We start from the raw sequence: 23,318 nt of genomic DNA, 5'->3' as shown, positions 1-23,318 counted from the left end.
CGGCTCGTGGCCCGTCCCTCACCCCGCGACCCGGTTCACGGCCTCCTGGTTGCGGCGGAGGGCATCGCGCAGCCGAGCGGCCTGGGTGACCAGCCGGGACCGGCCGGGGCGCATCGCGGTCTCGGCGAGCCCGGCGGGGTGCGGTGCGCAGGCCCCGGACTGCTCCGCGCACTCTGCGGCCGTCTCCAGCAGTTCCCCCGTACCGCGCGGGTCGGCGGACCCGGTGAGCAGCGCGGGCAGGACCGCGCCGAGGACGGCCCAGGTCGTGGCATGGGCGCCGGTCGCGGCCGCGGTGCGCAGCGAGTCTGCGAGCCGGCTGGGCTTGACCGTGCCCAGGCCCACCAGTTCGGTGAGGTCGGCGCCCAGGCGTCCGGTGTCCAGCTCGGCGCGGCCCGCGAGGATGAGCAGCGCGTCGACCGCCTGGAGCCGGTCTTCGGCGTGCCGGGCACCCAGCCCCGTCGCGACGGCGAGGTGGAGGGCCGGTCCGGCGGGGCCGCCGGCGGCGGCGAGCCCCGGCAGGAGGTCGGTTCCGCCGCGTTCGTCGTCGAGGGCACAGGAGGTGACGGCGGCCAGCGACCACGCGGCCAGGGTCTCCCGGTCCTCGGGCAGGAGCGCTATCAGGGTGTCGGTGTCCCCACCGTCCCAGCAGCGTCCGGACACCGCGCGGGCGCGGCCCAGGGCACGGAACCCCTCGGGGAACTCCGCGACCACGGTGGCCCGTTCACCGCTTTCCAGCACGAGACGGTCGGGGTTTCCTCCGTAGCGGTGGTACGCGGCCGGGGTGGTGCGGCGGGTGACGGCCGCCGGACGGCCGCCCTCGCCGAGCCAGGCCGCCAGCCGGGCCCCCTCGGGCGTGCCCAGAGCGGCCGCCTCCGGCAGGACACGGGCGTCGCGGCGGACACGGAGCAGGGCCTGCGCGAAGTCCGCCGGGGCGGGGCGCTCGCCGAGGCGGGCGTACTCGGCGAGCCGTGCGACGAGCGTGCGCGCGTCCACGGTGCCGGAGCTCAGGGTGGGCGTGGACAGGAGGAACGGCAGGGGCCGGGTCCTGACGGCCCGGGCGACCTCGGCCACGCGGGCGTGGCGCGCCGCGGCGGCGTCGGAGTGGTGGCAGTCGCTGCGCCAGCTCACGAGCGCCTGCGCGGGCCGCCCGGTGGGGCCGACGTCCAACACGGCGGCCGCCACGTGCTCCAGGCCGGGCAGGTCTCCCGTGTACAGGTGACGGCGTTCCGGGTCGAGCCAATAGCGGTCGGCGAGCGCCGGCCGCAGGGCCGCGGCCAGGGCGGCGCGGTCCTGGTGGGCGTGGCGGACCAGGCCGTCCAGGGCGCGTTCGTACTCCTCCACGTCCTCGGTACGGGAGTTCACGACGGCGGCGACCAGTTCCACGGTCTCCGCCACGGTCGCCGGGGCCGGGCCGAGCGCCAGGGGCAGCGGGGGCGGCGGCAGGAGCTCCCGGTAGGGTCCGCCGTCCTCCTCGGGGGCCGCGTCCGCGCCGAGGACCTCCACGGCACGGGCGCGGTGGACCGGGCTCAGCAGGTGGGCACGGTCGGCGAGTTCGGCGCGCAGGGCCTCGTCGTCGCCGAGGTGTGCGGCCGCCAGCTTCAGGGCCCGTCCCTGGATGTCGGTGTCCGTGTGGCCGAAGGCCTCGCCGAGCACCGGCAGCAGCTCGGGCGCGGCGGCCGGATCGCGGGTGAGGTGCCTGCCGAGCAGCACGAGCTGGGCCCGTACGAGCTTCTTCTCGGGGCGGAAGAGCACGGCGGCGGACATCTCGGCCAGCCGTTCGGCCGTGACATGGCCCGCGGCGGCGAGCTTCGCCAGCACCTGCTGCGCGTACCCGGCCACCGGGGAGGGCGCGTCGGCGGTGAGCGCGATCCAGTCGGCGGTCCGTTCCCGCTCTTCCTCCTCCGTGGGCCGAAGGGCCTCCAGGACGGCCCGGTACGGCTTCAGTTGGATGGCCGTACCGCCACGCAGCAGGCGGGCGGTGCAGCTGTCGAGGAGCGCGCCGCGGTCGAGTAGTCCCTCCCCGGCCAGGGTGGCCAGCGCGGCGGGCCAGTGGTGGGGATCGTCCGGCTCGCACTGCCAGGCGAGGGCGGCGACCGGTTCGGGGGTCTCGAACAGGCGCGGGACGAAAGCGGTGAGGTGGGGGTCGGCGCGCAGCGCCCCGGCGAGCGGGGCGCGGGCGGTCCGCACGGCCATCGCCCAGCCCTCGACGCAGCCGTCGCTGGTGGGCATCGGGCAGCCGGCCCGGTCGACGAGCGTGCGGATCAGCCCGTAGTCCTCCTGGGCGGTGGAGGGCCGCGCGGCCAGCCGGTGGGCGAGGTCGCCGAGCCATTTCGGTTCCCGGTCCGCGAGCACGTCGAGGAGGGCGCCCTCGGGCAGGCGCCGCCAGCGGCGCATGTCGCGGCCGCCGATCCAGGAGGCCGCGGCGGCGGCTCCGGTCTGGCAGGCGGCGCCGGCGACCAGCAGCGCCGGGCTCATGAGGTCCCGTTCCTCCCAACGGTCCCAGCCGGCTGCCCGCAGTTCGCCGCGCAGCTCCTTCAGCCCGGCCAGCAGGCCCCGGCGCCCGTCCCGGTCCAGCGGCTTCAACAGGTCGGGCAGCAGGCGGGTGTGGCCCGCCCGGACGGCGGCGAGGATGTCGAGCGGGGTGGTCATCGGACGTCTCCGGCGGTGGCGGTGGCGGTGGTTGCGTCGGCGTCGGCGTCGGCGGTCGGGGTGCCGGTCGCCGCGGAGCGGCGGGCCATGCGGGTCGCGAGGGCGTGCTTGCAGGGGCCGCGGCGGCCGCGGTAGTCGGCCCACCACTGGCAGGTGCAGCCGAGGGCGCCGCCTGAATCGCGCACCGTGTACCGGCGTTCGCCGGAGGCGACGAGCGCGGTGAGCGGGCCGTCGAGGGTGACGGCGCCCTGCTCCAGGAGGGTGCGGGCGGCGACGAGGCGCGGGTTGTGGCGCTCGGCGCGCCGGGCGTCGTAGGGCAGTTCGCGGTGGAAGTACGCGGCCTCGGCGAGGTCGTAGCCGACCCGGCCGGCCGTACCGAGGCGGGTGAGGGCGGCCCGGACCCGCTCCACCGGGAGGCCCGACTGCTCGGCGAGATCGGCCGGGTCGATGCGCGGCTCCCAGGCGAGCAGGACGGAGACCAACTCGGCGTCCCCGGCCGCCGTATCGGTGGCGAGGGACTCCAGGACGCTGCCCTCGCCGGAGAACCCGCGGTCGGCCTCGGGGGAGAGGGTGAGCGTGAGGCGCATGCCGGGCAGGGCGGCCTCCCAGGCGGAGGCGGTGGGGCCGGCGTGGTCGCCCGCCGGCCCGTACACGCGCAGGCCGGTCGCCTGTCGCAGGACGCGCTGGAAGGCGGCGAGCCGTTCGGGGCCGGGCAGGCAGACCGCGCCCGGCATGGGGCGGGTGGTGGGGCGCAGCGTCCGGCCCGCGGGCACCACCCACAGCGCGCGGCTCGCGGCTCCGCCGCCGGGGCCGCTGCGCGGGAGCGACCGCAGGAAGCGTACGGTCTCGGCGGCGGACAGCTCCGCGCGGAGGTCGAACCCGGCGGTGATCGCCTGGGACTCGGCGAAGCCGCGCAGCCAACGGTCGGGCAGCGGCACCTTCTTCTCGACGACCGGCCCGTCGAGGGTGGTCACCGCCATCTCGTCGGGGCCGACCCGCAGGTGCAGCGGGTCGTCGCCGGTGAGCCGCGACAGGGCCTCGCGCAGGGGGTTGTTGACGTCCACGTTGGTGGTGCCGTGGCCGGTGTCGGCCCCGCGCAGGCCCTCGGGCAGGACGTCGAGGCGGGCGTAGACCCCGCAGCAGCCGGAGAAGGACTCGAAGCGCAGCCGGTCGCCGTTGCCCGTGACCACGGGGTCGAGCGAAGCCCGCTGGGTCCGCCGGAAGTACCGGGCCGCGGCCACGTCCGCGACGGCCAGCAGGGCTCGGGCGGCGGCCTGGGGCTCGCTCAGGAAGCCCGCGAAGAACTGGGGGTGGGCCTCGGCCCCGGCCGGGGTCAGGCCGCCCGCCGTCTCCAGGCCGAGGGTGCGGTTCCTGCCGGTGCCGGTCAGCGCGGAGGGTCCCGCGTAGGCGAAGGTGTGTGCGGTTCGCGTCATGTGCAAAACGCTACGAGGAGCCACTGACAACGGCGTTCGCGGACGCCGTCGATCCGTGCACCGCCTCCCGGTAGGGTCCGGCCATGGCCACGCACGAACGTGAGATCGCCGCTCCCGTCGACCTGTGCCGTACCGACGGAAGGATCGACCCGGCCGCGATCGGCTGGTCGCGCAGGCCTCTGCACCGCTGCCGGATACCCGGCTGGGGGCGGACGAAGCGGTGGGAGTACTGGTGCGTGACCACACCGACCCACCTGGTGGCCCTGACCGTGAGCGACCTCGACTACCTGGCCCTCAACTCGATCTACGTCCTCGAATTCGGTCCGTCGGTGCGGGAGTTCGAGCGCACCGCGCTCGTGCCCGGCGGATTCGGCGTGCGCCTGCCCGACACGATCGCCGGAGCTCCGGAACCGGGGTCTGCTTCGCTCGTGGCCGGACCGCCCCGGCCGACCGGGGGCCGGATACGGATCGAGATCCACGGCGAGGGCTCCGCCACCCGCCTGCGGGCGCGCTGCAGGGGTCCGCAGGGCCTCCCCGTGGAGGTGGACCTGCTCGTCGGGATGCCCGCCGGGCACGAGACCCTCTCGGTGGTGGTGCCGTGGGACGCACGCCGCTTCCAGTACACCTCCAAGCACACGGCCCGGCCCGCGTCCGGCACGGTGCGCATCGGCGGCGACGTGCTGGCGTTCGGCGACGACGCCTGGGGCACCCTCGACCACGGACGGGGCCGCTGGCCCCGCTCGGTGGCGTGGAACTGGGGCGCCGCCTCCGGGCGTACGGACGGCCGCACCGTCGGGCTGCAGTTCGGCGGCCGCTGGACCCGGGGCACCGGCGCGACGGAGAACGCGGTGTGCGTGGACGGCCGGATCAGCAAGATCGGCCAGGAGCTGGAATGGCACTGGTCCCGCGCCGACCACATGGCGCCGTGGTCGATCCGCACCCCTGAATCGGTCGGCACCCCTGAATCGGACCGGGTGGACCTGGTGTTCACGCCGTTCCACAACCGGTCCACCCGCACGGACATCGGCCTCGTCGCCAACCGCACGGACCAGTGCTTCGGCCACTACACGGGATCGATCCGCACGGACGACGGCGAGCGGATCGTGGTGGACCGGCTGTTGGGCTGGGCCGAGGACGTCCGCATGCGCTGGTAGCCCCGTTCGCGCGCACCCACGGCACTCGGCCGTCCGACCGGAGCCGCGGACGCCCCCGTGATCTCGGCGGACCGGATGTCACGGGGCGTCATCGGACGGGCCGGCCGCTACCGGCTGAGCGACCTGAGGGCCGCCGCGTCGTACGGCTTCAGCTCGTCGAAGCGGTTGCCGAGGACCTTCGCCGCCCACTGCGGGTCCTGGAGCAGCGCCCGGCCGACCGCGACCATGTCGAACTCGTCGCGTTCCATGCGGTCCAGGAGGTTGTCGATGTCGCCCAGTGCCGCACCCTCGCCGGCGAAGGCGCGGATGAAGTCGCCGTCGAGGCCGACCGAGCCGACGGTGATGGCCGGCCGGCCGGTGAGCTTCTTGGTCCAGCCCGCGAGGTTCAGGTCCGAGCCCTCGAACTCCGGGATCCAGTAGCGCCGGGTGGAGGCGTGGAACGCGTCGACGCCCGCGGCCGCCAGCGGTGCCAGGATCGCCTCCAGTTCCTGCGGGGTCCGGGCGAGCCGTGCGTCGTAGGCCTCCTGCTTCCACTGCGAGTAGCGGAAGATCACCGGGAAGTCGGCCGGGACGCGCTCGCGGACCGCGGCCACGATCTCCGCGGCGAACTTCGTACGGGCCACCGCGTCGCCGCCGTAGGCGTCGGTGCGGCGGTTGGTCCGCTCCCACAGGAACTGGTCGAGCAGGTAGCCGTGGGCGCCGTGCAGCTCGACGCCGTCGAAGCCGATGCGCTCCGCCTCCGCGGCGGCGTCGGCGAACGCGCCGATGACGTCGTCGAGGTCGGCGCGGGTCATCACCCTGCCGGTCCCCTCGGTGCCGTCGACGCGGATGCCGGAGGGGCCGACGGCCGGGGCGTCGGCGTACGGTGCCTCGCCCTGCTTGCGCACCATGCCTATGTGCCAGAGCTGGGGCACGATCGTGCCGCCCGCCTCGTGCACGGCAGCGGCGACCTTCGCCCACCCCGCCAGCTGGTCCTCGCCGTGGAACCGCGGCACCCGGTCGCTCTGGCCGGCGGAGTCGTGACCGACGTAGGTGCCCTCGGTGACGATCAGGCCCACACCCGCGGCGGCCCGGCTCGCGTAGTACGCCTGCACGTCCTCGCCGGGCACGCCGCCGGGGGAGAACATCCGCGTCATCGGCGCCATCGCGATGCGGTTGGGGACGGTCAGGCCGTTCAGTTCGACGGGCCGGGACAGGATCTCGGCCGCGCGGGAGGCGGTGGACGTGGTGACGGTCATGCGGGTCCTCCGGATGGGGGCGGTGGCTCGTCGGACGGCAACGAGAAGTGCATAGTACACATGTTGTGTATCATGCATATTGCAGGTCTCCGGTGGTCGTGCGGCGCCGCCCGCGGGCCGAGCCGTACAGGGGTCCGCCGGTCCCCGGCTCCACGGGTCCGCGGGTCCGCGATAATGGAGCGCTGGAAGGATCGGGAGGCGCAGTGCTGGAGAAACTGGAGCGGGAGCTGATGCTGCTCTCGCGGCACCAGGTGCTGGCCCGGCGCGAGCGCGACCCCGAACGCCTGGAGCGGTCGGCGTACCTGCTGCTCAGCCGGATCGACACACAAGGCCCCATGTCCATCGGCCAGTTGGCGGGAGCCTTCGGACTCGATACCTCGACCGTGAACCGGCAGACGGCCGCGCTGCTGCGCTGCGGGCTGGCCGAGCGCGTCGCGGACCCGGACGGCGGCATGGCCCGCAAGCTGCGCATCACCGCCCAGGGCGGGCGCCGGCTCGCCGAGGACCGCGAGGTCAACCGGTCCTGCCTGGCCCGGGTGGTCGCCGACTGGTCCCCCGAGGAAGTGCGGGAGCTGGCGGACGTCCTGGTCCGGCTCAACCGCAGCGCCGAGGCCCTCGAAGGACGGTACTGGCCGCGCGCGGAGGACGACGACACCCCTGCCGGATGCCACCCGCCGGTCCCGCACGCATCCCCGACTCCCGCTCCGTAGGCACCTGCGGCCCTTGTCCGCCCGGCCCGGATCGGCGAGGCTGGGGTCGGTGATCTTCCCCCTCACCGTTGATCGGATCCTCGCCGACCGGTCCCGCGCCGAGTGCGGCCGCTCCGTCATCACCGTCCCGGCACCCGGCGGTGCGCACGTCGTCCTCGGCGGCCACGATTTCGCCGGCTCGGGGGACGGCCACCCGATCGGCCTCTACGCCGCCGCTCCGCTTCCGGAAGGCGAAACCGAAGCCCCGGACCCCTCCGCCGACGCCCCGGCCCTGTACTGGCTTCGAACCCGTTGGCCGCTTCGGGCCGCGGCCTTCCATCCCACCCGGCCGTTGCTCGCCCTCGGTACCGGTTCGTACGACGGCGGCTACTTCTTCGAGGGTGAACTCGTACTCGTCGACCTCGCCACGGGGGAGCACCGGTATCTCTTCGCGGACGACTGTCGGCGGGAGGTCCGCTCGCTGGAGTGGACGGACGCGCACACCCTGCGGCTGCTCCTCGCCCCGCCCGACGACTGGCAGGACCGGGCCGCCCGGTCCGAGGGACATCGCGTGGACCTCGTGCGCCCCGACTGGCGGACCGTCCCGGCGCGGTCCGTCCGGCACGCGGACCTGGCCGGTCCCCGCGTACCGGCACCCCTGCCCGAGCCCACCCCGCCCGTCGCCGGGCCGGACCGGGACGGGCCTCGCCCCGGCGAGATCCGCTCCCTGACGGTTCTGCCGGGCGGGGACATCCTCCTCACCGCGGACCACGCTCTGCTGGAGCGGTGGTCGGCGGAGGGCGACCGCCGCTGGTCACTGCCCGCCGGACCGGACCTGGGAGGGGGCCGGACCACGGCCGTCCTCGCCGACGGGGCCTCCGCCTGGGTGGAAGCCCTCGGCCCCCGGCACGGGGACGGCGGGGCGTTCCTTCGGATCGGCCTGGCCGGCGGAACCGAACTCGCACGGCACACCACCCCCGGCGCGGCCGCACTCGTCACGACCTCCGAAGGCCCCCTGCTGGTGCCGATGCCCGGGGGGTACGGAGAACGGGCCCGGAGCCGGTTCCGGCACGGCCCCCACGCGACCTTCCGGGACGTACCCCGGCCCCCCTGCACGTGTGACTGCCCCTGGGACGACGACGGGGACTGCGACTGCCACTGCACCTGCCCGGAGTGCGCCGTCGGCGGCGAGGAGGAGGAGGTGTGGCTGACGACGGTCGAGGCCTCTCCCGTCGGCGACGGGACGGATCTCGCGTTCCCCGCCGCGGAACGCTGCCGACGCCGCTTCCCCTGGTCCTGGGAGCCCGGCGAGACCCACTTCGGCGGCCCCGGCGTGTGGGTGGGGGAGACGGACCTCGTCATGGCCACCGTCCGCTACGACGGCCGGGTGGGCGTACCGAAGCAGGGCTTCGTGGTGCGCCGTCCGATCGGCGAGGCCGCCACCGGCACCCCTGCGTGGGTGTTCCCCGTCGACCGCACGCCGACCGCGCTCGATATCGACCCGTCGACCGACACCGTCCTCGTCGCCCTGAGCAGCGGCGAACTGATCGCCCTGGACGCGGCGACCGGCACGCCCCGCGCCCGGGGCCACGTTCACGTGCGTGGTGTCCCCGTCGTCCCCACCGCCCTCACCGTCACCGGCCCCGGCCGTCTCCTCCTGGGCACCGGAGACGCCCGCGTTCTGCTCTGCCGGCTGGCGGCCGGCTCGGAGCGGGACGGGGGTGCCTGATGGCCGGAGGCGGGCCGGGTGTGCGAGGATCGCGTTGCTGAACGCGTTCAAATGCCTTGGGGGTGGGGTGGCATGGGGTCGAGACTTCACCGCGGTCTGGCCGTCGGGATCGTACTCGCGTGGGCATCCGTCGCGTGTGCCGCGGGGGGTGACGAGGCGTCGATGGACCGGACGGCGCTCGTGGGCACCTGGACCAGCGAGACGGGCGCCCGGCTCACCCTCGGAGCCGACCGGCGAGCGACGGGAACCGATCTGCGCAAGGCCCTGCTGGGAGGTTCTACCTGCACGGATTCGGCAAGCGGGGAATGGAGCTTCTACACGGCCCCCGACAAGGCGGGTTCCATGTATGTCGACGACTCCCTGACGAGTGGTCAGCAGATCGCCATCGGAGGCGACGGCATGATCGGCAATTGCCTGCTGTCGGCACTTGTCCGGAAGGACGAGCGGGGATTCAATCTGTGTCTCGTCGTGGACCCCGATTCCGCCTGCTCGGCCAAAGAGCTGCTGCGCCGTGATCAGGAATCTGCGCGAAGCGAGTAGCCCGAGGCGGCAGGGGAGGGTGTCATGAGCGGCGCGGGGTCGGCCGACAGCGGGTGGAAGCTGAGCGACGCGGAGGGCGGGGCACCTTCGCTCGACATGCAGCACAACCGGTTCTACGCGAAGACCCCGCAGACCATGGTCGTGGCGAAGGCGACGGCCGACCTCAACGGCGTTCCGCTCCCGCTGCGGGAGTTCTCGGCACAGTTCCGCACCAGGTGGCTGACCCGCCGGTTCACCTGGGGAATCCGGGCGGCAGTAGCACCCCTGACGCCAGGCCAGTACGTGCTGGAGATCAAGGCGACAGCCCACAACGGCTTCTGCGTCGACACGACATACCACCTCGAGGCCACGGCGCCCTGACGGCTGTCCACGCTCTTGGTTCAGGGATCCTGCGCCTTCGTGGTTGCCCTGAGCCGGCTCAGCATCTGGTCGAGGAGGTGGAGTGCCCGGCCCGTGAGGGGTGCCGACCGTGCAGTCGGACTCCAGTTCCGGCTGGTGAGGGCCTCGACCGCGGCGAGGACGTTCTCCCGCGTGCCGAACGCGAGGGTCCCCGCCAGCCGCACGTAGTCCCCGGGCAGGCCCCGGCCCGGATACCGGCCCGCCAGTCCCCGCAGTCCGGGCAACAGGCCCTGGGAGGCGTCGGCCGACGGGAAAGCCGCCGCGATCGCCGCCAGGGCGATGCGGACGGTGACGCACTCCGTCTCCCACCGCGCCAGGAGCTGCGGAAGGACCGCCTCGACGGATGCCCGAGCGCGTTCCTCACCAGCCGGATTCGCTCGGGGATGCGCCTGGGGCCGGCATGCGGCCTCGTGCCGCTCGCTCATGCGCTGACGGCGCCCGCTCGGTGGTTCTTGGGCCTGGTGCGGCCGGAGCGGGTGGCGGGTGGTCCCGTCACCGCCCGCAACGGCAGTTGCCCACCGGCCGGAACTGCGCCGGCCCCCGGTCAGCGAGGGCTGAGGAGGCAGAACTCGTTGCCCTCCGGGTCGGCCAGAATCGTCCAGGAGATGGAGGACTGGTCGATACCGGGGTCGGTGGCACCCAGGGAGCGCAGCCGGGCCTCTTCGGCTTTCACGTCGTCGTCCGGGTAGGGGCAGACGTCGAGGTGGACGCGGTTCCATACGGTCTTGGTGTCGGGGGTGCGCAAGAACTCCAGGTAGGGGCCGACACCTTGGGCGGAACGCATGGACGCCTGCTCGTCGGTGACCCCGTGGAGCGTCCAGTCCATCGCCTCGTCCCAGAACCGGGCCATCGCTCGAGGGTCGGTACAGTCGACCACCACCGCGGCGATCGGCCCGGTGTCCCGGTAGATCGGACGGGGTTCCAGGACGCAGAACTCATTGCCCTCCGGATCGGCCATGACCGTCCACGGGACGTCGCCCTGACCCACGTCGGCGAGCGTCGCGCCCAGATCCATCAGGCGCGCGACCAACTGCGCCTGATGGGCGGTCGAGGTGGTGGCCAGATCGAGGTGCACCCGGTTCTTGACCGATTTGGGTTCCGGGCGGGCGATGATGTCGATGCAGACGGCGACGGGGTCCGGGTAGGCGAAGCCCACGGGTTCGAGGTTCGTCACGCCGGATCCCTCGCTGTCGACACCCCACCCGAGTGCCTCCGCCCAGAACCGCCCGAGCGCGGAGTCGTCCTTGGCCTTCATATTGATCTGTACGAGTCGTGTTGCCATGCCGGTGATCCTAGGAGCAGCCGTCCCGGGAACTGACGCCGGATCGGGGGCAGTCGCAGCAGGCGGGTATGCGACAACCGGCCGCTCAGGAGCCCTGGTGGAAGGGGATGGGGATGGCGTGGGCCTTCAGCGCCGTTGTGCAGCGAGCCAGTAGTCCATCGAGGCCGGCGAGGAGGAGGGCGGCCGCCTCGCGGGCCTCGCCGAGGTCGCCCCGGTCGCAGGATTCGACGATCTCGGCGACATCGGCACGGATGATCGAGAGGGAATCGCCCTGGATCAGCACGCCCGGGAAATCGCGCCGGGGCAGTCGGACGACCGCGTCGTTGCCCGGGTCCGTGAACAGCTCGGCCTCAATGCGCTCCATCCGGTCATTCAATCTCACGCGGCGCCTCCCACCCAGGCATTTCCATCACGGGGCAGCGCGGGCGCGATCCGGCGGACGCCCGGGGCATCGGTTGCGCCCTTCTATATCCAATCTGTGTTGTTCCTAGAATGGGCGGGTGAAGGATATCGATGCGATCGCGGTCTTGCAGGATCCGGTGCGGCGCCGCCTGTACGAGTACGTGGTGGCCCAGGCGCGTGAGGTCGGCCGCAATGAAGCCGCCGAGGCGGCCGGGGTGGCGCGCACGCTCGCCGCGCACCATCTGGACAAACTGACGCAGGTCGGGCTCTTGGAGAGCGGGAGCCGCCGCCTGACGGGCCGCTCCGGTCCGGGGGCCGGCCGTCCCGCCAAGGTGTACACGCGGGCCCGCGTCGAGCGGTCGGTGTCGCTGCCCGCCCGGGACTACCGGACCGCCGCCGAGCTGCTCGCCGAGGCCGCCGACGAGGCCGGGCTGGACGCCGTCCTGTGCGCCTCCGCACGCCGCCGCGGAGAGGCCCTGCGCGGCTCGGCGGCGCCCTGTGGCGGCCTTGCGGAGGCCATGGAGGTGCTGGCCGCCCGCGGCTACGAACCCCACCTGGAAGGCGCCGAGGGCGAAGGCGGCACCGAGGGCGGGGCCGCGCCCGTCGTCCGGATGCGCAACTGCCCGTTCCATGTCGTGGCCGAACGCTTCCCGCCGCTCGTCTGCGGCATGAATCTCGCACTGCTGGAGGGGCTGCTCGGTGCGGACGGCCCCGTCCGCGCCCGCATGGACGCCCGGCCCGGGGAGTGCTGCGTGGTGGTGGAGACTTCTAAAAACAATAATGATTGACATAGAAAACGGCGCTGTGCTGGGATGAGGCCATGACCGCATCCCCGCCTGCCACCCACCACCTCGCCCAGCTCAACGTCGCCACGCTCCGTCACCCCATCGACGACCCCCGCATCGCGCCGTTCGTCGAGATGCTCGATCCGGTCAACGCCACCGCCGACGGCGCGCCCGGCTTCGTATGGCGGCTCGTGGAGGACGGGGCGGCCGACGCCACCGGCCTGCGCCCGGCGGGCGAGGACGTCATCGTCAACCTTTCGGTCTGGGAGACCCGTGAGGCGCTGTGGGACTTCGCCTACCGCAGCGGGCACCTGGAGTCGATGCGACGGCGCCGCGAATGGTTCGAGCGGCATGTCCAGGCGCACCTGGTCCTCTGGTGGGTACCCGCCGGGCACCTCCCGACCGTCGCTGAGGCCCTGGAACGGCTGGCGGACCTGCGGACGCACGGGCCGACCCCGCGCGCCTTCACCTTCACCTCCTCCCACACCGCCGACGAGGCCCCGGACGCGGCGCCGGTGCATTAGGCCGTCTCGGCCGCAGTCCCCCCGGATGGTTTCCGTCGCGGCGATGAGTTTGCGGGCGCCCGCGGGTCTATCTCTTGACGGAGACACACACGACTCACCGGGAGTACGCCATGGGCCTCATCCACCTCGAGCTGTTCGCGACCCTCGACCTCGTCGGGCAGGCGCCCGGCGGCCCCGACGAGGACCCGGTGGGGTTCCCGTTCGGGGGCTGGCAGGCACCCCTGCTGGACGAGGTCTCCGGGGCACAGGTCGGTGCCGCGTACGAGGGCACGGACGCCCTCCTGCTCGGCCGGCGGACGTACGACATCTTCGCCGCGTTCTGGCCCCACCAGAAGGGCGGCGAGGACGCCGAGATCGCCACGCTCTTCAACGGCATTCCGAAGTACGTGGCCTCCCGCGGCCGGCCCGACCTCTCCTGGGCCGGGTCCACACAGCTCGGCCCGGACCTCGCCCACGCGGTCCGCGAGGTCCGAGAGCGGCACCAGAACGTGAAGGTCGTCGGGAGCCTGAACCTCGTGCAGACCCTCCTGCGCGAGAAGCTCTTCGACCGCATCGACCTCTGGCTGCACCCGGTCATGCTCGGCGTCGGGAAGAAGGTGTTCGACGACGGCGTGGTGCCCGCCAACCTCACGCTCCTCGCACCGCCGGAAGCCGGCCCGAAGGGCGCCGTCCACCTGCGCTACGGGCTCGCCGACGGCGTTCCCGCTACGGGAGACATGAGCGCCCCCGACCGCGGTCTCGGCAGCGACGGCTGAAGCCGCCCAGCCCGGCCCCACGGCCCGTGGCTTACCCCGCAAGCCGCCTGCTGCGGGGCACGGCGTCGGTCCGCTCGGCGGGACGGTGCCGTGGGCCCGGCATACGCTGGTTCGGGGGGCCGAGATCCGGGCGGCGACGCATGCCGGAAGGGACGCCCTGATGGACGAGTACCCGCTGATCGAGAACCACGGCCTGATAGGTGATCTGCAGACCGCGGCGCTGGTCACCTCCGACGGAGTGGTCGACTGGTTCTGCTGCCCGCGTTTCGATTCGCCCAGCGTGTTCGGGGCCCTGCTGGACAAGGGCAAGGGCGGCCACTGCACGGTCCGGCCGGCCCACGCGACGTACGCGACCAAACAGTTGTACCTGCCCGACACCGCGGTCCTGGTGACCCGCTTCATGACCGAGGCCGGTGCCGGCGAGGTGGTCGACTTCATGCCGCTGACCGGCACCACGGTCACGGACCGGCACCGGCTGGTCCGCATGGTCCGCTGCGTGCGCGGCAGCATGACCTTCGACGTCGACATCGCGCCCCGGTTCGACTACGGGCGCAAGACGCACGAGCTGCACCTCACCGAGAACGGGGCGGTGTTCACCGCCGACGGTACGAACGTGACCGTGCACACCATCCGGGAACCGGACGACGAGCGGCTGGGCCACCTCCTCACCGGCGGTGAGCGCGACGTGCACCTCACCCTGCGCCTCCAGGCGGGGCAGCAGCGCGGGCTGATGCTGGAGTCCGCCGCCGACGGCCCGCCCCGGCAGATCCGACTCGCCGAGTACGAGGAGATCTTCCGGGCCACCATCGGCTTCTGGCGGTCCTGGCTGAGCACCTCCCGCTACACCGGCCGCTGGCGCGAGGCGGTGGAGCGGTCCGCCGTGACCCTGAAGCTGATGACGTACGCCCCCACCGGCGCCGTGATCGCCGCCCCCACCACCGGGCTGCCCGAACAGCTCGGCGGCGAACGCAACTGGGACTACCGCTACACGTGGATCCGGGACGCCTCGTTCTCCGTGTACGCCCTGCTCGGCATGGGGTTCACGGAGGAGGCGAAGGCGTTCATCGGGTGGCTCGGCGACCGGATCGAGGAACGGGCGGGCGCGGAGGGGGACACCGGGCCGCTGAACATCATGTACGCGGTCGACGGCTCCTCCGAGCTGAAGGAGGAGACCCTGGACCACTGGGAGGGATACGAACGCTCGGCGCCCGTCCGCATCGGCAACGGAGCCGCCACCCAGCTCCAGATGGACATCTACGGCGAGGCGCTGGACAGCATCTCGTTCGCGCAGAGGCACGGCATCCACCTCGGGTACCGGGGATGGACCGGCCTGATCCACGTGTTGGAGTGGCTGGCTGACCACTGGGACTCGGCCGACGAAGGGCTGTGGGAGACCCGTGGCGGAGCCAAGGACTTCACCTACGGCCGGGTGATGTCCTGGGTGGCGTTCGACCGTGCGCTGCGGCACGCCGAATTCAGCGGCCGCCCCGCTCCGGTACAGCACTGGAGCGCCACCCGCGACCGGATCTTCGAACAGGTCATGGCCAAGGGGTGGAGCGCGGAGCGCGGCGCCTTCGTCCAGCACTACGGCAGCGGGGTCCTGGACTCGTCGCTGCTGCGCATGCCCACCGTCGGGTTCCTCACCCCCCAGGACCCGATGTGGGCCTCCACGCTCGACGCGATGGAGCAGGAACTCGTCAGCGACAGCCTGGTCTACCGCTACAACCCCGAGGCGTCACCGGACGGCCTGCGCGGCTCCGAGGGCACCTTCTCCCTGTGCACCTTCATGTACGTCGACGCACTCGCCCGGGCCGGGCGGATCGACCAGGCGCGGCTCGTCCTGGAGAAGATGCTGGGCTACGCCAACCATCTGGGCCTGTACTCCGAGGAGATCGACCTGACCGGACGCCAACTGGGCAACTTTCCGCAGGCGTTCACCCACCTCGCCCTCATCGACGCGGCGATCACCCTCGACGCTGCCCTGAACCGCGGCTCCGCGCCGTAGGGGAGTAGGGGATCCCCGCGTCCGGCCGGAGCCCGTCCCCGTCCTCACGGCCGGGGCGCGGCCTTCTCCAGGTCGTCGACGGTGCCCGCCATGACGGTCCGGATGTGTTCCGTCAGGTGGGCCGGCGGCCAGTCCCACCAGGCGATCGACAGCAGCCGCGCGATGTCCTCGTCGCTGTGGCGGGTGCGGATGAGCCGGGCCGGGTTGCCCCCGACGATGCCGTAGTCGGGGACGTCGTCGACCACGACGGCACCGGAGGCGATGACGGCGCCGTGCCCGATGCGCACTCCCGGCATGACCGTCGTGCTGTGGCCGAACCAGACGTCGTGGCCGACGACGGTGTCCCCCCTGGTCGGCAGGTCGGTGAGCAGGTCGAAGTGCTCGGCCCAGGAGCCTCCCATGATGGGGAAGGGGAACGTGGAGGGGCCGTCCATACGGTGGTTGGCGCCGTTCATGATGAACCGGACCCCGGTGCCCAGCGCGCAGAACTTCCCGATGACCAGCCTCTCCGGCCCGTAGTGGTAGAGGACGTTCCTGCTCTCGAACGCGGTCGGGTCATCCGGGTCGTCGTAGTACGAGTACTCCCCGGCCTCGATCAGCGGTGACGTCAGCAACGGCTTGAGCAGCACCACGCGCGGCTGGTCCGGAATGGGGTGGAGCACGGTCGGGTCCGCGGGAAGACGATCCATGGCAGTCCCCTTCGATACGGCGGCATTGATCGGCGAAAGCTCATTCTGCGCCTGCCGTACCGTGCTCCGGCGATCCGCCCCGGGGGCGCGGACCCGCGGCCCGTCAGCCCTCGGGCTCCGGGCCGCCGCGGCGCAGGTCGGCGTCGCCGAGGGGTTCCAGGTCGCCGCGGGTGTCGAGCCGGTACAGGAAGGCCACCGCGGGGAAGACCAGGATCGCGGCAACGAGCGTCACGATGAGCAGCCAGTGCAGCGTGCTGGGCGCCCCCGCCGCCTCGGCCACCGTCAGCCGGCCGGGGATGAGGTACGGGCGCTGCGCCACGCCCCATGCGATCACGGCCGAGGCCATGACACCGACGGCCGCCGGCCGGGACCAGGCCCCGGAGGTGCGCAGCAGCAGCCAGGCCGTGACGAGGGTGGACACCACGGCCACGATGAGGAAGAAGAGCCCCGCGCCGTGGGTGAGGCCGTGCCACAGGTGGGGCGCGTCGCTGTGGGCGACGGTCAGCGTGACCGCCCCCAGCACGGCGAAGACGGTGAGGGCGGCCAGCGCCCGCCGCCTGAAGTAGGCGTGCAGGTCGGGGGCTTCGTAGCGGACGGAGTCCGCAGCCAGGAAGACCGCCCCGAGCAGCGCCGTGCCGACGACGGCCAGCAGGCCGAAGAAGATGGAGGTCGGGTTGGACCAGGCGTGCGCGGTGGGCTCGATGCCCGGTGCCACCCGCCCCGAGGCGATCCCGCCCGCCGCGGCACCGAGGAAGAACGGGGTGAGCAGCGAGGAGATCGCGAACACGGCGCCGTAGACGCGCCGTCCGGCGATCCGCTGGGTGGGCTTGCGCAGTGCGAAGCCGGCGCCGCGCAGCACGATGCCGATGGCGGCCAGGGCCAGCGGCAGCCACATCGCGGAGAACACGGTCTGGAAGAACACCGGGAACCCGGTCCACATGATGACCAGGACGAAGATCAGCCAGACGTTGTTGACCTCCCAGACCGGGGCCATGGCGTGGTCGATGAGCCATCGGGGCCGCTTGCCGCGTTCCGCGCCGCCCGCGGTCAGGTCCCAGAAGCCCGCGCCGTAGTCGGTGCCGCCGGCGCAGGTGTAGGCGGCCACCGCGAGGAGCAGGACGGCGGCGACCACACCGGCGGCGGTCACGGCCTGCCGTCCTCGGTCGGTGCCGGGCCGTCGCCGCTTCCCGGGGCGGGGGCGTCGCCGGCGGCGACGGCGGCCCGGGGGCCGTAGGGGGTGCCGGTCTCCGGTGTCACCATCGTGCCTGCCTCAAGGCTTCGTTCGTCGTCCTGGCGCCATCGGGTGCGCATCTTCAGGAGCACGGCCAGGAAGGAGCCGAAAATCAGCACGTACACGACGACGACCAGCCCGAACATGGTCCACAAGGTGCTGGAGCGGGCCCCGGTCACCGCTTCGGCGACCCGCATGTTCTCGTAGACGATCCAGGGCTGGCGGCCGACCTCGGTGGTGATCCAGCCGCACTCGACGGCGATGACGCTCGCCACGCCGGCGCAGGCGGCGCTGCGGTAGAACCACGGCGAGGCGGGCAGCCGGCGGCGTCGCCACCAGACGAACGCGTACCAGATGACCAGCAGCAGGAGCACCGAGCCGATGCCCACCATGATGTCGAAGGTCCAGTGGATGAGGGTGGCCTGGGCCACGGTGGGCCGGTCCGCCGCGGGTACGTCCGACAGGCCGTGCACCTCGGTGTCGGGGCTGAAACCGGCGAGGATGGAGTCCAGTTGGGGGATCTTGATGCCGCCGGTGACGGTCCCGTCGGGGTGGAGGCGGCCGAAGAGGTACTCCGGGACGTGCGTGTCGGTGTTCCAGACGATCTCCATCGCCGCGAACTTCACCGGCTGCTTCTGGAACACCGCCCGGGCGATGGCGTCGCCCAGCATGAACTGGACGGGAGTGAACACGGCCGCGACGGTGAACGGGACGGTGAAGCCGAGCCGGTGGTAGCGGTCGCGGCGGCCGCGCAGCCAGCCGACGGCATAGACGCCGGCCACCACGAACCCGGCGGTGACCAGCATCGCCACGACGAAGTGCCAGTACTGCGGACCGAACATCGGCGTGAAGATCGCCTTGCGGACGTCCACGTCGACGGGGTTGCCCTCGGAGTCGAGGGAGAAGCCCTGCGGGGTGTTCATCCAGGAGTTGGCCGCCAGGATGCCGAAGGCGCCCAGCAGGGCCGTTGCCGGCAGGGGCAGTCCGAGCAGGAAGTGGGTACGGGCGGGCAGTCGGCGCCACCCGTAGAGGTAGATGGCGATGAGGACGGCCTCCAGGAAGAAGGCCCATGCCTCGACGCCGAAGCCGATCCCGAACACGTCGCCCCACCGGCCCATCAGCCCCGGCCACAGCAGACCGAACTCGAAGGACAGGACGGTGCCCGTGACGACACCGATGGCGAACTGCACCGCCATGACCGCCGACCAGCGGCGCGCCAGCAGCAGGGCGGTCGCGTCGCCGCGCCGCAGCCCGTAGCCGTGCATGATCAGGGTGATCAGCGGAAGCGCCACGCCCATGGGCACCAGGATGATGTGCGAGGCGAGGGTGAAGGCCATGAGCGAGCGGGCCGGCAGCATCTGAGGCGGTGCCTCCGCCAGCAGGTGGAGCGTGGTGTGCATGCGTCCCTCCCCGGGGCCGAAGCGGTTGGAGGTCAGCCGCCGGTGGCGAAGCCCGGGAAGAGGGTCATTCCGCCGTCCACGTACAGCGTGGCGCCCACGACGTAGTCCATGAGGTCGGAGGCGAGACCGACGGCCGCGTGCGCGATGTCGTCCGGGTCGCCGACCCGGCCGTACGGGATCAGCTTGAGCAGGTCCTGCTCGGCCTGCTCGGTGTCCCAGGCGCTGCGGTTGATGGGCGTCCGGATCGCGCCGGGGGCGATCGCGTTGACGCGGATCTTCTGCGGGGCGAGCTCCTGGGCGAGGGTCTCCATCATCATGTGCACGCCGCCCTTGGAGGAGGCATAGTTCACGTGCCCCGCCCAGGGGATGATCTGGTGCACGGAACTCATGCAGATGATCTTGCCCGCGGAGTTGGACACCTCCGGGACGACCCCGCGCCGCAGGAACTCCTTCGTCGCCTCACGGGCGCACAGGAACTGTCCGGTCAGGTTGACGTCGATGACCTTCTGCCACTGGGCGAGCGTCATCTCGGTGAAGGCGGAGTCCCGTTGGAGGCCGGCGTTGGCGACGAGGATGTCGATGGTCCCGAACTCCTCGACCATGCGGTTCGTCATGGCCACGACTTGGGCCTCGTCGGACACGTCCGCCTCGTACGCCGCCGCGCGCACCCCGAAGGAGGCGATCTCCTCGACGACCTTCTCGGCCTCCTCCCGTCCGGCCACGTAGTTCACGACCACGTCCGCCCCGGCCCGGCCCATGCCGATCGCCGTGGCCTTGCCGATCCCCGAGTTCGCACCCGTCACCAGTGCCTTCTGGCCCCGGAGCAGGTGCGCGGGGATCACACCCCGGGGTACGCCCTCGGTGGAACTCACGACGGACTGCCTCCTTCGCACCGCCACCCCGCGCCGTCGGGGTGACGGCGCCGCTGGCAGGTCCGGCGTCACCCAATCACCGCGCCCGAGGTGCCGCGGCCCGCCGCGATCCGCGTTGCGCCACCCGGCGCAGGATCTTCGCCCGGTCGGCGGTGTCGGTGTCGGCGTCCGACCGGACGGACAGGCGGCCGGACGGCTCAGCCCATCCGCTCCAGGAGGTGGTCGCCGACCCGCAGGGCGTTCGCGATGGCCGTCAGGGACGGGTTGACCGCGCCGATGCTCGGGAAGAAACTCGTGTCGACCACGTACAGGTTGTCCAGTTCGTGCGCCTTGCAGTCGAGGTCGAGGGCCGAGGACGCCGGGTCGGTGCCGAAGCGTACGGTGCCGGCCTGGTGCGCGGTGGCACCGATCGGCATGCCCTTGTGCAGGTAGAGGCTGTGGTCCAGCAGGTGGTGCTCGTGCATGCCGAGGCGGCCCAGCATGCTCTGGAGCTTGTGCCGCAGCCGCTTGAGCCCGGCCGTGTTGTGGTTCTCGTCGAGCGCGAGGTGGATGCGCCCGTCGCCGTCCAGGGTGACGCGGTTGTCGGCCAGCGGCAGGTCCTCCCCGCACAGCCAGAAGTCCACCGCATGGTGGGCCATCACCTCGAACGGCATGTCGGGGGTTACCGCGCCGGCCCAGCGGGGGGCCTCGCCGTGGATCTGCTCGGCATCCGACTTGCCGAGCATCTGGATCCCGCCGAGGGGGTAGTCCCAGTCGTCGGAGCCCAGGTACCAGTCGTGCAGGGCGAGGGTCTTCTGGAACTGCGTGTCGTTCGGCTCCCGGGAGACGGCCATCAGGGCCAGGTTGTTGTGGCGCATGTAGAACCGCCCGACGACGCCCGAACCGTTCGCGAGGCCCTGCGGGTGCCGGTCGTTCGCCGAAGCGAGCAGCAGGGCCGCGGAGTTGACGGCGCCACAGGCCACGACCACCAGATCGGCGGAGAACCGGGCCTCCTCGCCGCCGTCGAGACGGGCGACGACCGAGCTGACCGTGCGCCCCGTCGGGTCGGTCTCGAGCCGTAGCACGTGGGCGTGGGTGATCAGTTCGACGCCCGGATGCTCCAGCGCCGGCTCCACACAGATCACTTGCGCATCGGACTTCCCGCGTACCAGGCACGGGAAGCCGTCGACCCGGTTGCAGCGGATGCAGACGCTGGACGGGGTCGCCCGGCCGGCCGCGTCCTGGTCCAGGTCCACCCCGATGGGCAGGTGGAAGGGGTGCAGGCCCTGCTTCTCCAGATCGTCGCTCAACTGCTGGATCCGCGGCTCGTGTTCCACCGGCGGGTGCGCGTACTGGGCACTCGCCGGACCCTCCGTGGGGTCCTCGCCGTGCCGGCCGTGCACCCGGTAGAGGTGCTCCGCCTGGGTGTAGTACGGCTCCAGGTCCTCGTAACGGAGCGGCCAGGCGGGCGAGATCCCGTCGTGGTGGCGCAGCTCCCCGAAGTCCTCGGGGCGCAGCCGGAACAGCGCCGCGCCGTAGAACTTGGTGTTGCCGCCGACGTAGTAGTTGACCTCGGGAGGGAACTCGCGGCCGTGCCGGTCGAACCAGAACTCGGGCGCGCGGTACTTGCCCTTGACGAACACGGCCGTCGAATCCCAGTTGTCGCGTTCGCGGGGGAGGAAGCCGCCGCGTTCGAGGATCAGCACCCGCTTCCCGGACGGGGCGAGCCGGTGGGCGAGCGTACCGCCGCCCGCCCCCGTTCCGATGACGATGACATCGTAGTGCGGAGCGTCGTTCAACCGGATCACCGTCCTCGGGTTGCGGTGCCGCCGCCCGGCGGGCCCGGCGGGCGGCTCGCGGCAGGATCCCCCTTCGAACGTATACGCAGCCTGGCCGTGCGGCACCCGGGGGCGTACGGGGCCGCTGTCCGCCGTCGGCGGCGGGCGCGGGTCACAGGACCGCGATCGGGTTCACCGGGGAGCCGGTGGCCCCGGGCAGCCGCAGCGGCGCCACCGTGCACAGGAACCGCCAGCGCCCGAGCTCCGCGCACGCGTCGGCCAGTTCGTCCAGGTCCAGGTAGTCCATGAGGTGCATGCCCAGGGCGTGCAGGGCCAGGACGTGCACGGGGAAGGGCACGCCGGACACCGGGCTCGGGGCCGTGTCGTTGTTGCCGTCCGAGCCGAGGACGGCGACCTGCCGTTCGGCCAGCAGCCGCATGCACGCCGGATGCAGGCCCGCCCGGGAGTGCGCCGCGTCCCAGGCGCCGGTCTCCCGGCGCCGACGGCGGTGTCCGACCCGTACGAGCAGCAGGTCGCCCGGACCGATCCGGACGCCCTGGGCCTCCTCGGCCGCCGTCAGTTCCTCGACGGTCACGAAGTCCCCGGGCTCCAGCCAGGCGACCCCGCGCAGCCGCGGGACGTCCAGCAGGACCCCGGGGCCGACGATCCCGTCGCGCACCAGGTCGAGGGTGATCCGACGGGCGCCGCCCGCCGCCAGGCGGCTCTCCGGGACGCCGCCGTGGAGCTCGCCGTCGAACACGACGTGGCACAGCGCGTCGAGATGGCTGTGGGCGTCCCCGTGCACGTTCATCGCGAACCGGTCCAGGGCGAAATGCACCCCCGGGGTGCCGGTCTCCGGCCCGGTCGGCGCGGTCAGGCGGTAGACGGCGGGCTGCGGATCGTCCGGGCCCGGCTGCGTCTCGATGGGGGCCGCCAGCGACAGGGTGCGCCCGTGGCGCACGGCGGTCGCGGCCGCGACCACGCGCTCGGGGGTCAGGTGGGCGAGAGCTCCGTGCCGGTGCTCCGCGCCGGTGGGTGCCCGCCGGAGCAGCTCGGCGTGCAGGGAGCGGAACGCGTCCTCCGTCATGAAGGGCGAAGTCGTCGGGTGGGGTGTCGGTCTCGGTGTCGGGCCGTCGTCCATCACGTGGGTCCTCCCGGTCTGCCGCAGGCCCCGCCTCCACTGTCCGCCGCCGCCGCGTCCCGCGCATCCCGGCGGCGGTTTCGTCCGGGCGCCGCGCAACGGCCCGCCCGGGGCAGGATGGTCCCATGCAGATTCGGATCGAGGCCGTCGACCTTCCCGGGCGCCACTGTCCCCCCGCTCCCGACTTCCCCGGCCGGAGCAACATCCACGTCGCCGTCCAGCGCCGCGACCGTCCGGGCGAGTTGCTCGGGCTGTACCCCGGCGACGCCGCCTCGGCGACGTGGACCCTGGAATGCACGGCGACCCCGACCGATGCCGGGATCGACCTGAAGGGGCCGTACGTCCAGGGCCGGCCCGCCGGCCGGTTCGTCTATCTGTCGTGGGGGAGCGTGGACGACGCCGGCGGTTTCACCATGTTCCGCCGCGCCAAACTGATGCTCGACGCGGTCGCGCCGGAGACGGCGGCCGCCGCGCTGAGCTCCGGCCGGCTGGTGGGACGGCTCGGGCTCACCGATGCCAAGGGCCGGCCGCTCTGTGCCGCCGTACGGCCACCGCGCATCGACTGGTCGGCCGACGCCGCGCAGTGACGGCCGGGCACGCCGCCCCCCGCCTCCTCCGGCGTCCCGTCCGGGCCGCGGCGTACG

Annotated in this window: 22 protein-coding genes; 10 read left to right on the top strand and 12 right to left on the bottom strand. The window is 72.8% G+C overall.

From position 1 onward, the window contains the following. Positions 1 to 18: 18 nt before the first annotated feature. Positions 19 to 2,649, bottom strand: coding sequence for a DUF7824 domain-containing protein (locus B6R96_RS04115; RefSeq protein ID WP_081521611.1), 2,631 nt, complete (start codon positions 2,647 to 2,649; stop codon positions 19 to 21). Then, positions 2,646 to 4,082 (bottom strand): SWIM zinc finger family protein, encoded by a 1,437-nt coding sequence (locus B6R96_RS04110; protein WP_237291313.1) that lies wholly within the window; start codon positions 4,080 to 4,082, stop codon positions 2,646 to 2,648. The genes B6R96_RS04115 and B6R96_RS04110 overlap by 4 nt, the downstream gene beginning before the upstream one ends. Before the next feature lie 83 nt (positions 4,083 to 4,165). Between B6R96_RS04110 and B6R96_RS04105 the strand changes: the two genes are divergently transcribed. Then, a complete protein-coding gene (locus B6R96_RS04105; RefSeq protein WP_081521610.1) occupies positions 4,166 to 5,236 on the top strand; it encodes a DUF2804 domain-containing protein in 1,071 nt (356 codons plus the stop codon). A gap of 107 nt (positions 5,237 to 5,343) precedes the next feature. Here B6R96_RS04105 and B6R96_RS04100 read toward each other — a convergent pair whose 3' ends face one another. Next, entirely contained in the window at positions 5,344 to 6,474 is a 1,131-nt protein-coding gene (locus B6R96_RS04100; RefSeq protein WP_081521609.1) for an NADH:flavin oxidoreductase, read from the bottom strand. Between the two features lie 230 nt (positions 6,475 to 6,704). Here B6R96_RS04100 and B6R96_RS04095 point away from each other — a divergent pair, with 230 nt between their 5' ends. From B6R96_RS04095 to B6R96_RS04080, 4 genes are all read left to right on the top strand, one after another. Beyond that, positions 6,705 to 7,184 carry a MarR family winged helix-turn-helix transcriptional regulator gene (locus tag B6R96_RS04095; RefSeq protein WP_237291634.1) on the top strand — a complete coding sequence of 160 codons (480 nt, stop codon included), beginning with the start codon at positions 6,705 to 6,707 and terminating at the stop codon, positions 7,182 to 7,184. Positions 7,185 to 7,233: 49 nt separating this feature from the next. Continuing rightward, a complete protein-coding gene (locus tag B6R96_RS04090; RefSeq protein ID WP_081521608.1) occupies positions 7,234 to 8,892 on the top strand; it encodes a hypothetical protein in 1,659 nt (552 codons plus the stop codon). A gap of 162 nt (positions 8,893 to 9,054) precedes the next feature. Further along, on the top strand, positions 9,055 to 9,432 hold the full coding sequence (locus tag B6R96_RS04085; protein ID WP_159396273.1) for a hypothetical protein: 378 nt from the start codon (positions 9,055 to 9,057) through the stop codon (positions 9,430 to 9,432). A 24-nt stretch (positions 9,433 to 9,456) separates the two neighbouring features. After that, the gene (locus B6R96_RS04080; protein ID WP_081521606.1) at positions 9,457 to 9,792 is read left to right on the top strand and encodes a hypothetical protein; all 336 of its coding nucleotides are present in this window, start codon (positions 9,457 to 9,459) and stop codon (positions 9,790 to 9,792) included. A 20-nt stretch (positions 9,793 to 9,812) separates the two neighbouring features. Here B6R96_RS04080 and B6R96_RS04075 read toward each other — a convergent pair whose 3' ends face one another. From B6R96_RS04075 to B6R96_RS04065, 3 genes are all read right to left on the bottom strand, one after another. Beyond that, positions 9,813 to 10,256, bottom strand: coding sequence for a hypothetical protein (locus B6R96_RS04075; protein WP_081521605.1), 444 nt, complete (start codon positions 10,254 to 10,256; stop codon positions 9,813 to 9,815). Positions 10,257 to 10,375: 119 nt separating this feature from the next. Continuing rightward, a complete protein-coding gene (locus B6R96_RS04070; RefSeq protein WP_081521604.1) occupies positions 10,376 to 11,113 on the bottom strand; it encodes a VOC family protein in 738 nt (245 codons plus the stop codon). A gap of 85 nt (positions 11,114 to 11,198) precedes the next feature. After that, a complete protein-coding gene (locus B6R96_RS04065; protein ID WP_081521603.1) occupies positions 11,199 to 11,477 on the bottom strand; it encodes a DUF6959 family protein in 279 nt (92 codons plus the stop codon). 136 nt (positions 11,478 to 11,613) lie between these two features. Here B6R96_RS04065 and B6R96_RS04060 point away from each other — a divergent pair, with 136 nt between their 5' ends. The 4 genes from B6R96_RS04060 to B6R96_RS04045 all read left to right on the top strand — a co-directional run bounded on the left by B6R96_RS04060 (position 11,614) and on the right by B6R96_RS04045 (position 15,584). Continuing rightward, positions 11,614 to 12,303, top strand: a complete 690-nt coding sequence (locus B6R96_RS04060) for a helix-turn-helix transcriptional regulator (protein ID WP_081521602.1) — start codon at positions 11,614 to 11,616, stop codon at positions 12,301 to 12,303. Positions 12,304 to 12,335: 32 nt separating this feature from the next. Next, positions 12,336 to 12,824: a DUF3291 domain-containing protein gene (locus B6R96_RS04055; RefSeq protein ID WP_081521601.1), complete on the top strand. Its 489-nt coding sequence runs from the start codon at positions 12,336 to 12,338 to the stop codon at positions 12,822 to 12,824. Positions 12,825 to 12,934: 110 nt separating this feature from the next. Continuing rightward, positions 12,935 to 13,579: a dihydrofolate reductase family protein gene (locus B6R96_RS04050; protein WP_081521600.1), complete on the top strand. Its 645-nt coding sequence runs from the start codon at positions 12,935 to 12,937 to the stop codon at positions 13,577 to 13,579. A 160-nt stretch (positions 13,580 to 13,739) separates the two neighbouring features. Beyond that, on the top strand, positions 13,740 to 15,584 hold the full coding sequence (locus B6R96_RS04045; protein WP_081521599.1) for a glycoside hydrolase family 15 protein: 1,845 nt from the start codon (positions 13,740 to 13,742) through the stop codon (positions 15,582 to 15,584). Between the two features lie 44 nt (positions 15,585 to 15,628). On the opposite strand, the gene B6R96_RS04040 is transcribed toward B6R96_RS04045, so the two are convergent. The 6 genes from B6R96_RS04040 to B6R96_RS04015 form a co-directional block, all read right to left on the bottom strand. Then, entirely contained in the window at positions 15,629 to 16,273 is a 645-nt protein-coding gene (locus B6R96_RS04040; RefSeq protein ID WP_081521598.1) for a CatB-related O-acetyltransferase, read from the bottom strand. 103 nt (positions 16,274 to 16,376) lie between these two features. Beyond that, on the bottom strand, positions 16,377 to 17,420 hold the full coding sequence (locus B6R96_RS04035) for a cytochrome d ubiquinol oxidase subunit II (RefSeq protein WP_081521597.1): 1,044 nt from the start codon (positions 17,418 to 17,420) through the stop codon (positions 16,377 to 16,379). Beyond that, entirely contained in the window at positions 17,417 to 18,904 is a 1,488-nt protein-coding gene (locus tag B6R96_RS04030) for a cytochrome ubiquinol oxidase subunit I (RefSeq protein ID WP_030385354.1), read from the bottom strand. Before B6R96_RS04030 ends, B6R96_RS04035 begins: the two co-directional genes overlap by 4 nt. 32 nt (positions 18,905 to 18,936) lie before the next feature. Beyond that, positions 18,937 to 19,731 carry an SDR family oxidoreductase gene (locus tag B6R96_RS04025; RefSeq protein ID WP_081524967.1) on the bottom strand — a complete coding sequence of 265 codons (795 nt, stop codon included), beginning with the start codon at positions 19,729 to 19,731 and terminating at the stop codon, positions 18,937 to 18,939. A gap of 242 nt (positions 19,732 to 19,973) precedes the next feature. Beyond that, a complete protein-coding gene (locus tag B6R96_RS04020; RefSeq protein WP_081521596.1) occupies positions 19,974 to 21,554 on the bottom strand; it encodes a GMC oxidoreductase in 1,581 nt (526 codons plus the stop codon). Between the two features lie 151 nt (positions 21,555 to 21,705). Continuing rightward, positions 21,706 to 22,620, bottom strand: coding sequence for a cyclase family protein (locus tag B6R96_RS04015; RefSeq protein WP_030385357.1), 915 nt, complete (start codon positions 22,618 to 22,620; stop codon positions 21,706 to 21,708). Positions 22,621 to 22,799: 179 nt separating this feature from the next. Here B6R96_RS04015 and B6R96_RS04010 point away from each other — a divergent pair, with 179 nt between their 5' ends. Beyond that, positions 22,800 to 23,261 (top strand): DUF5990 family protein, encoded by a 462-nt coding sequence (locus tag B6R96_RS04010; protein ID WP_030385358.1) that lies wholly within the window; start codon positions 22,800 to 22,802, stop codon positions 23,259 to 23,261. Positions 23,262 to 23,318: the final 57 nt, after the last annotated feature.

It is taken from the genome of Streptomyces sp. Sge12 (genome assembly GCF_002080455.1).
Classification (GTDB): Bacteria; Actinomycetota; Actinomycetes; order Streptomycetales; family Streptomycetaceae; genus Streptomyces.
The sequence above is the reverse complement of the archived record's forward strand: the minus strand, read 5'-3'. Positions and strand labels throughout refer to the sequence as shown.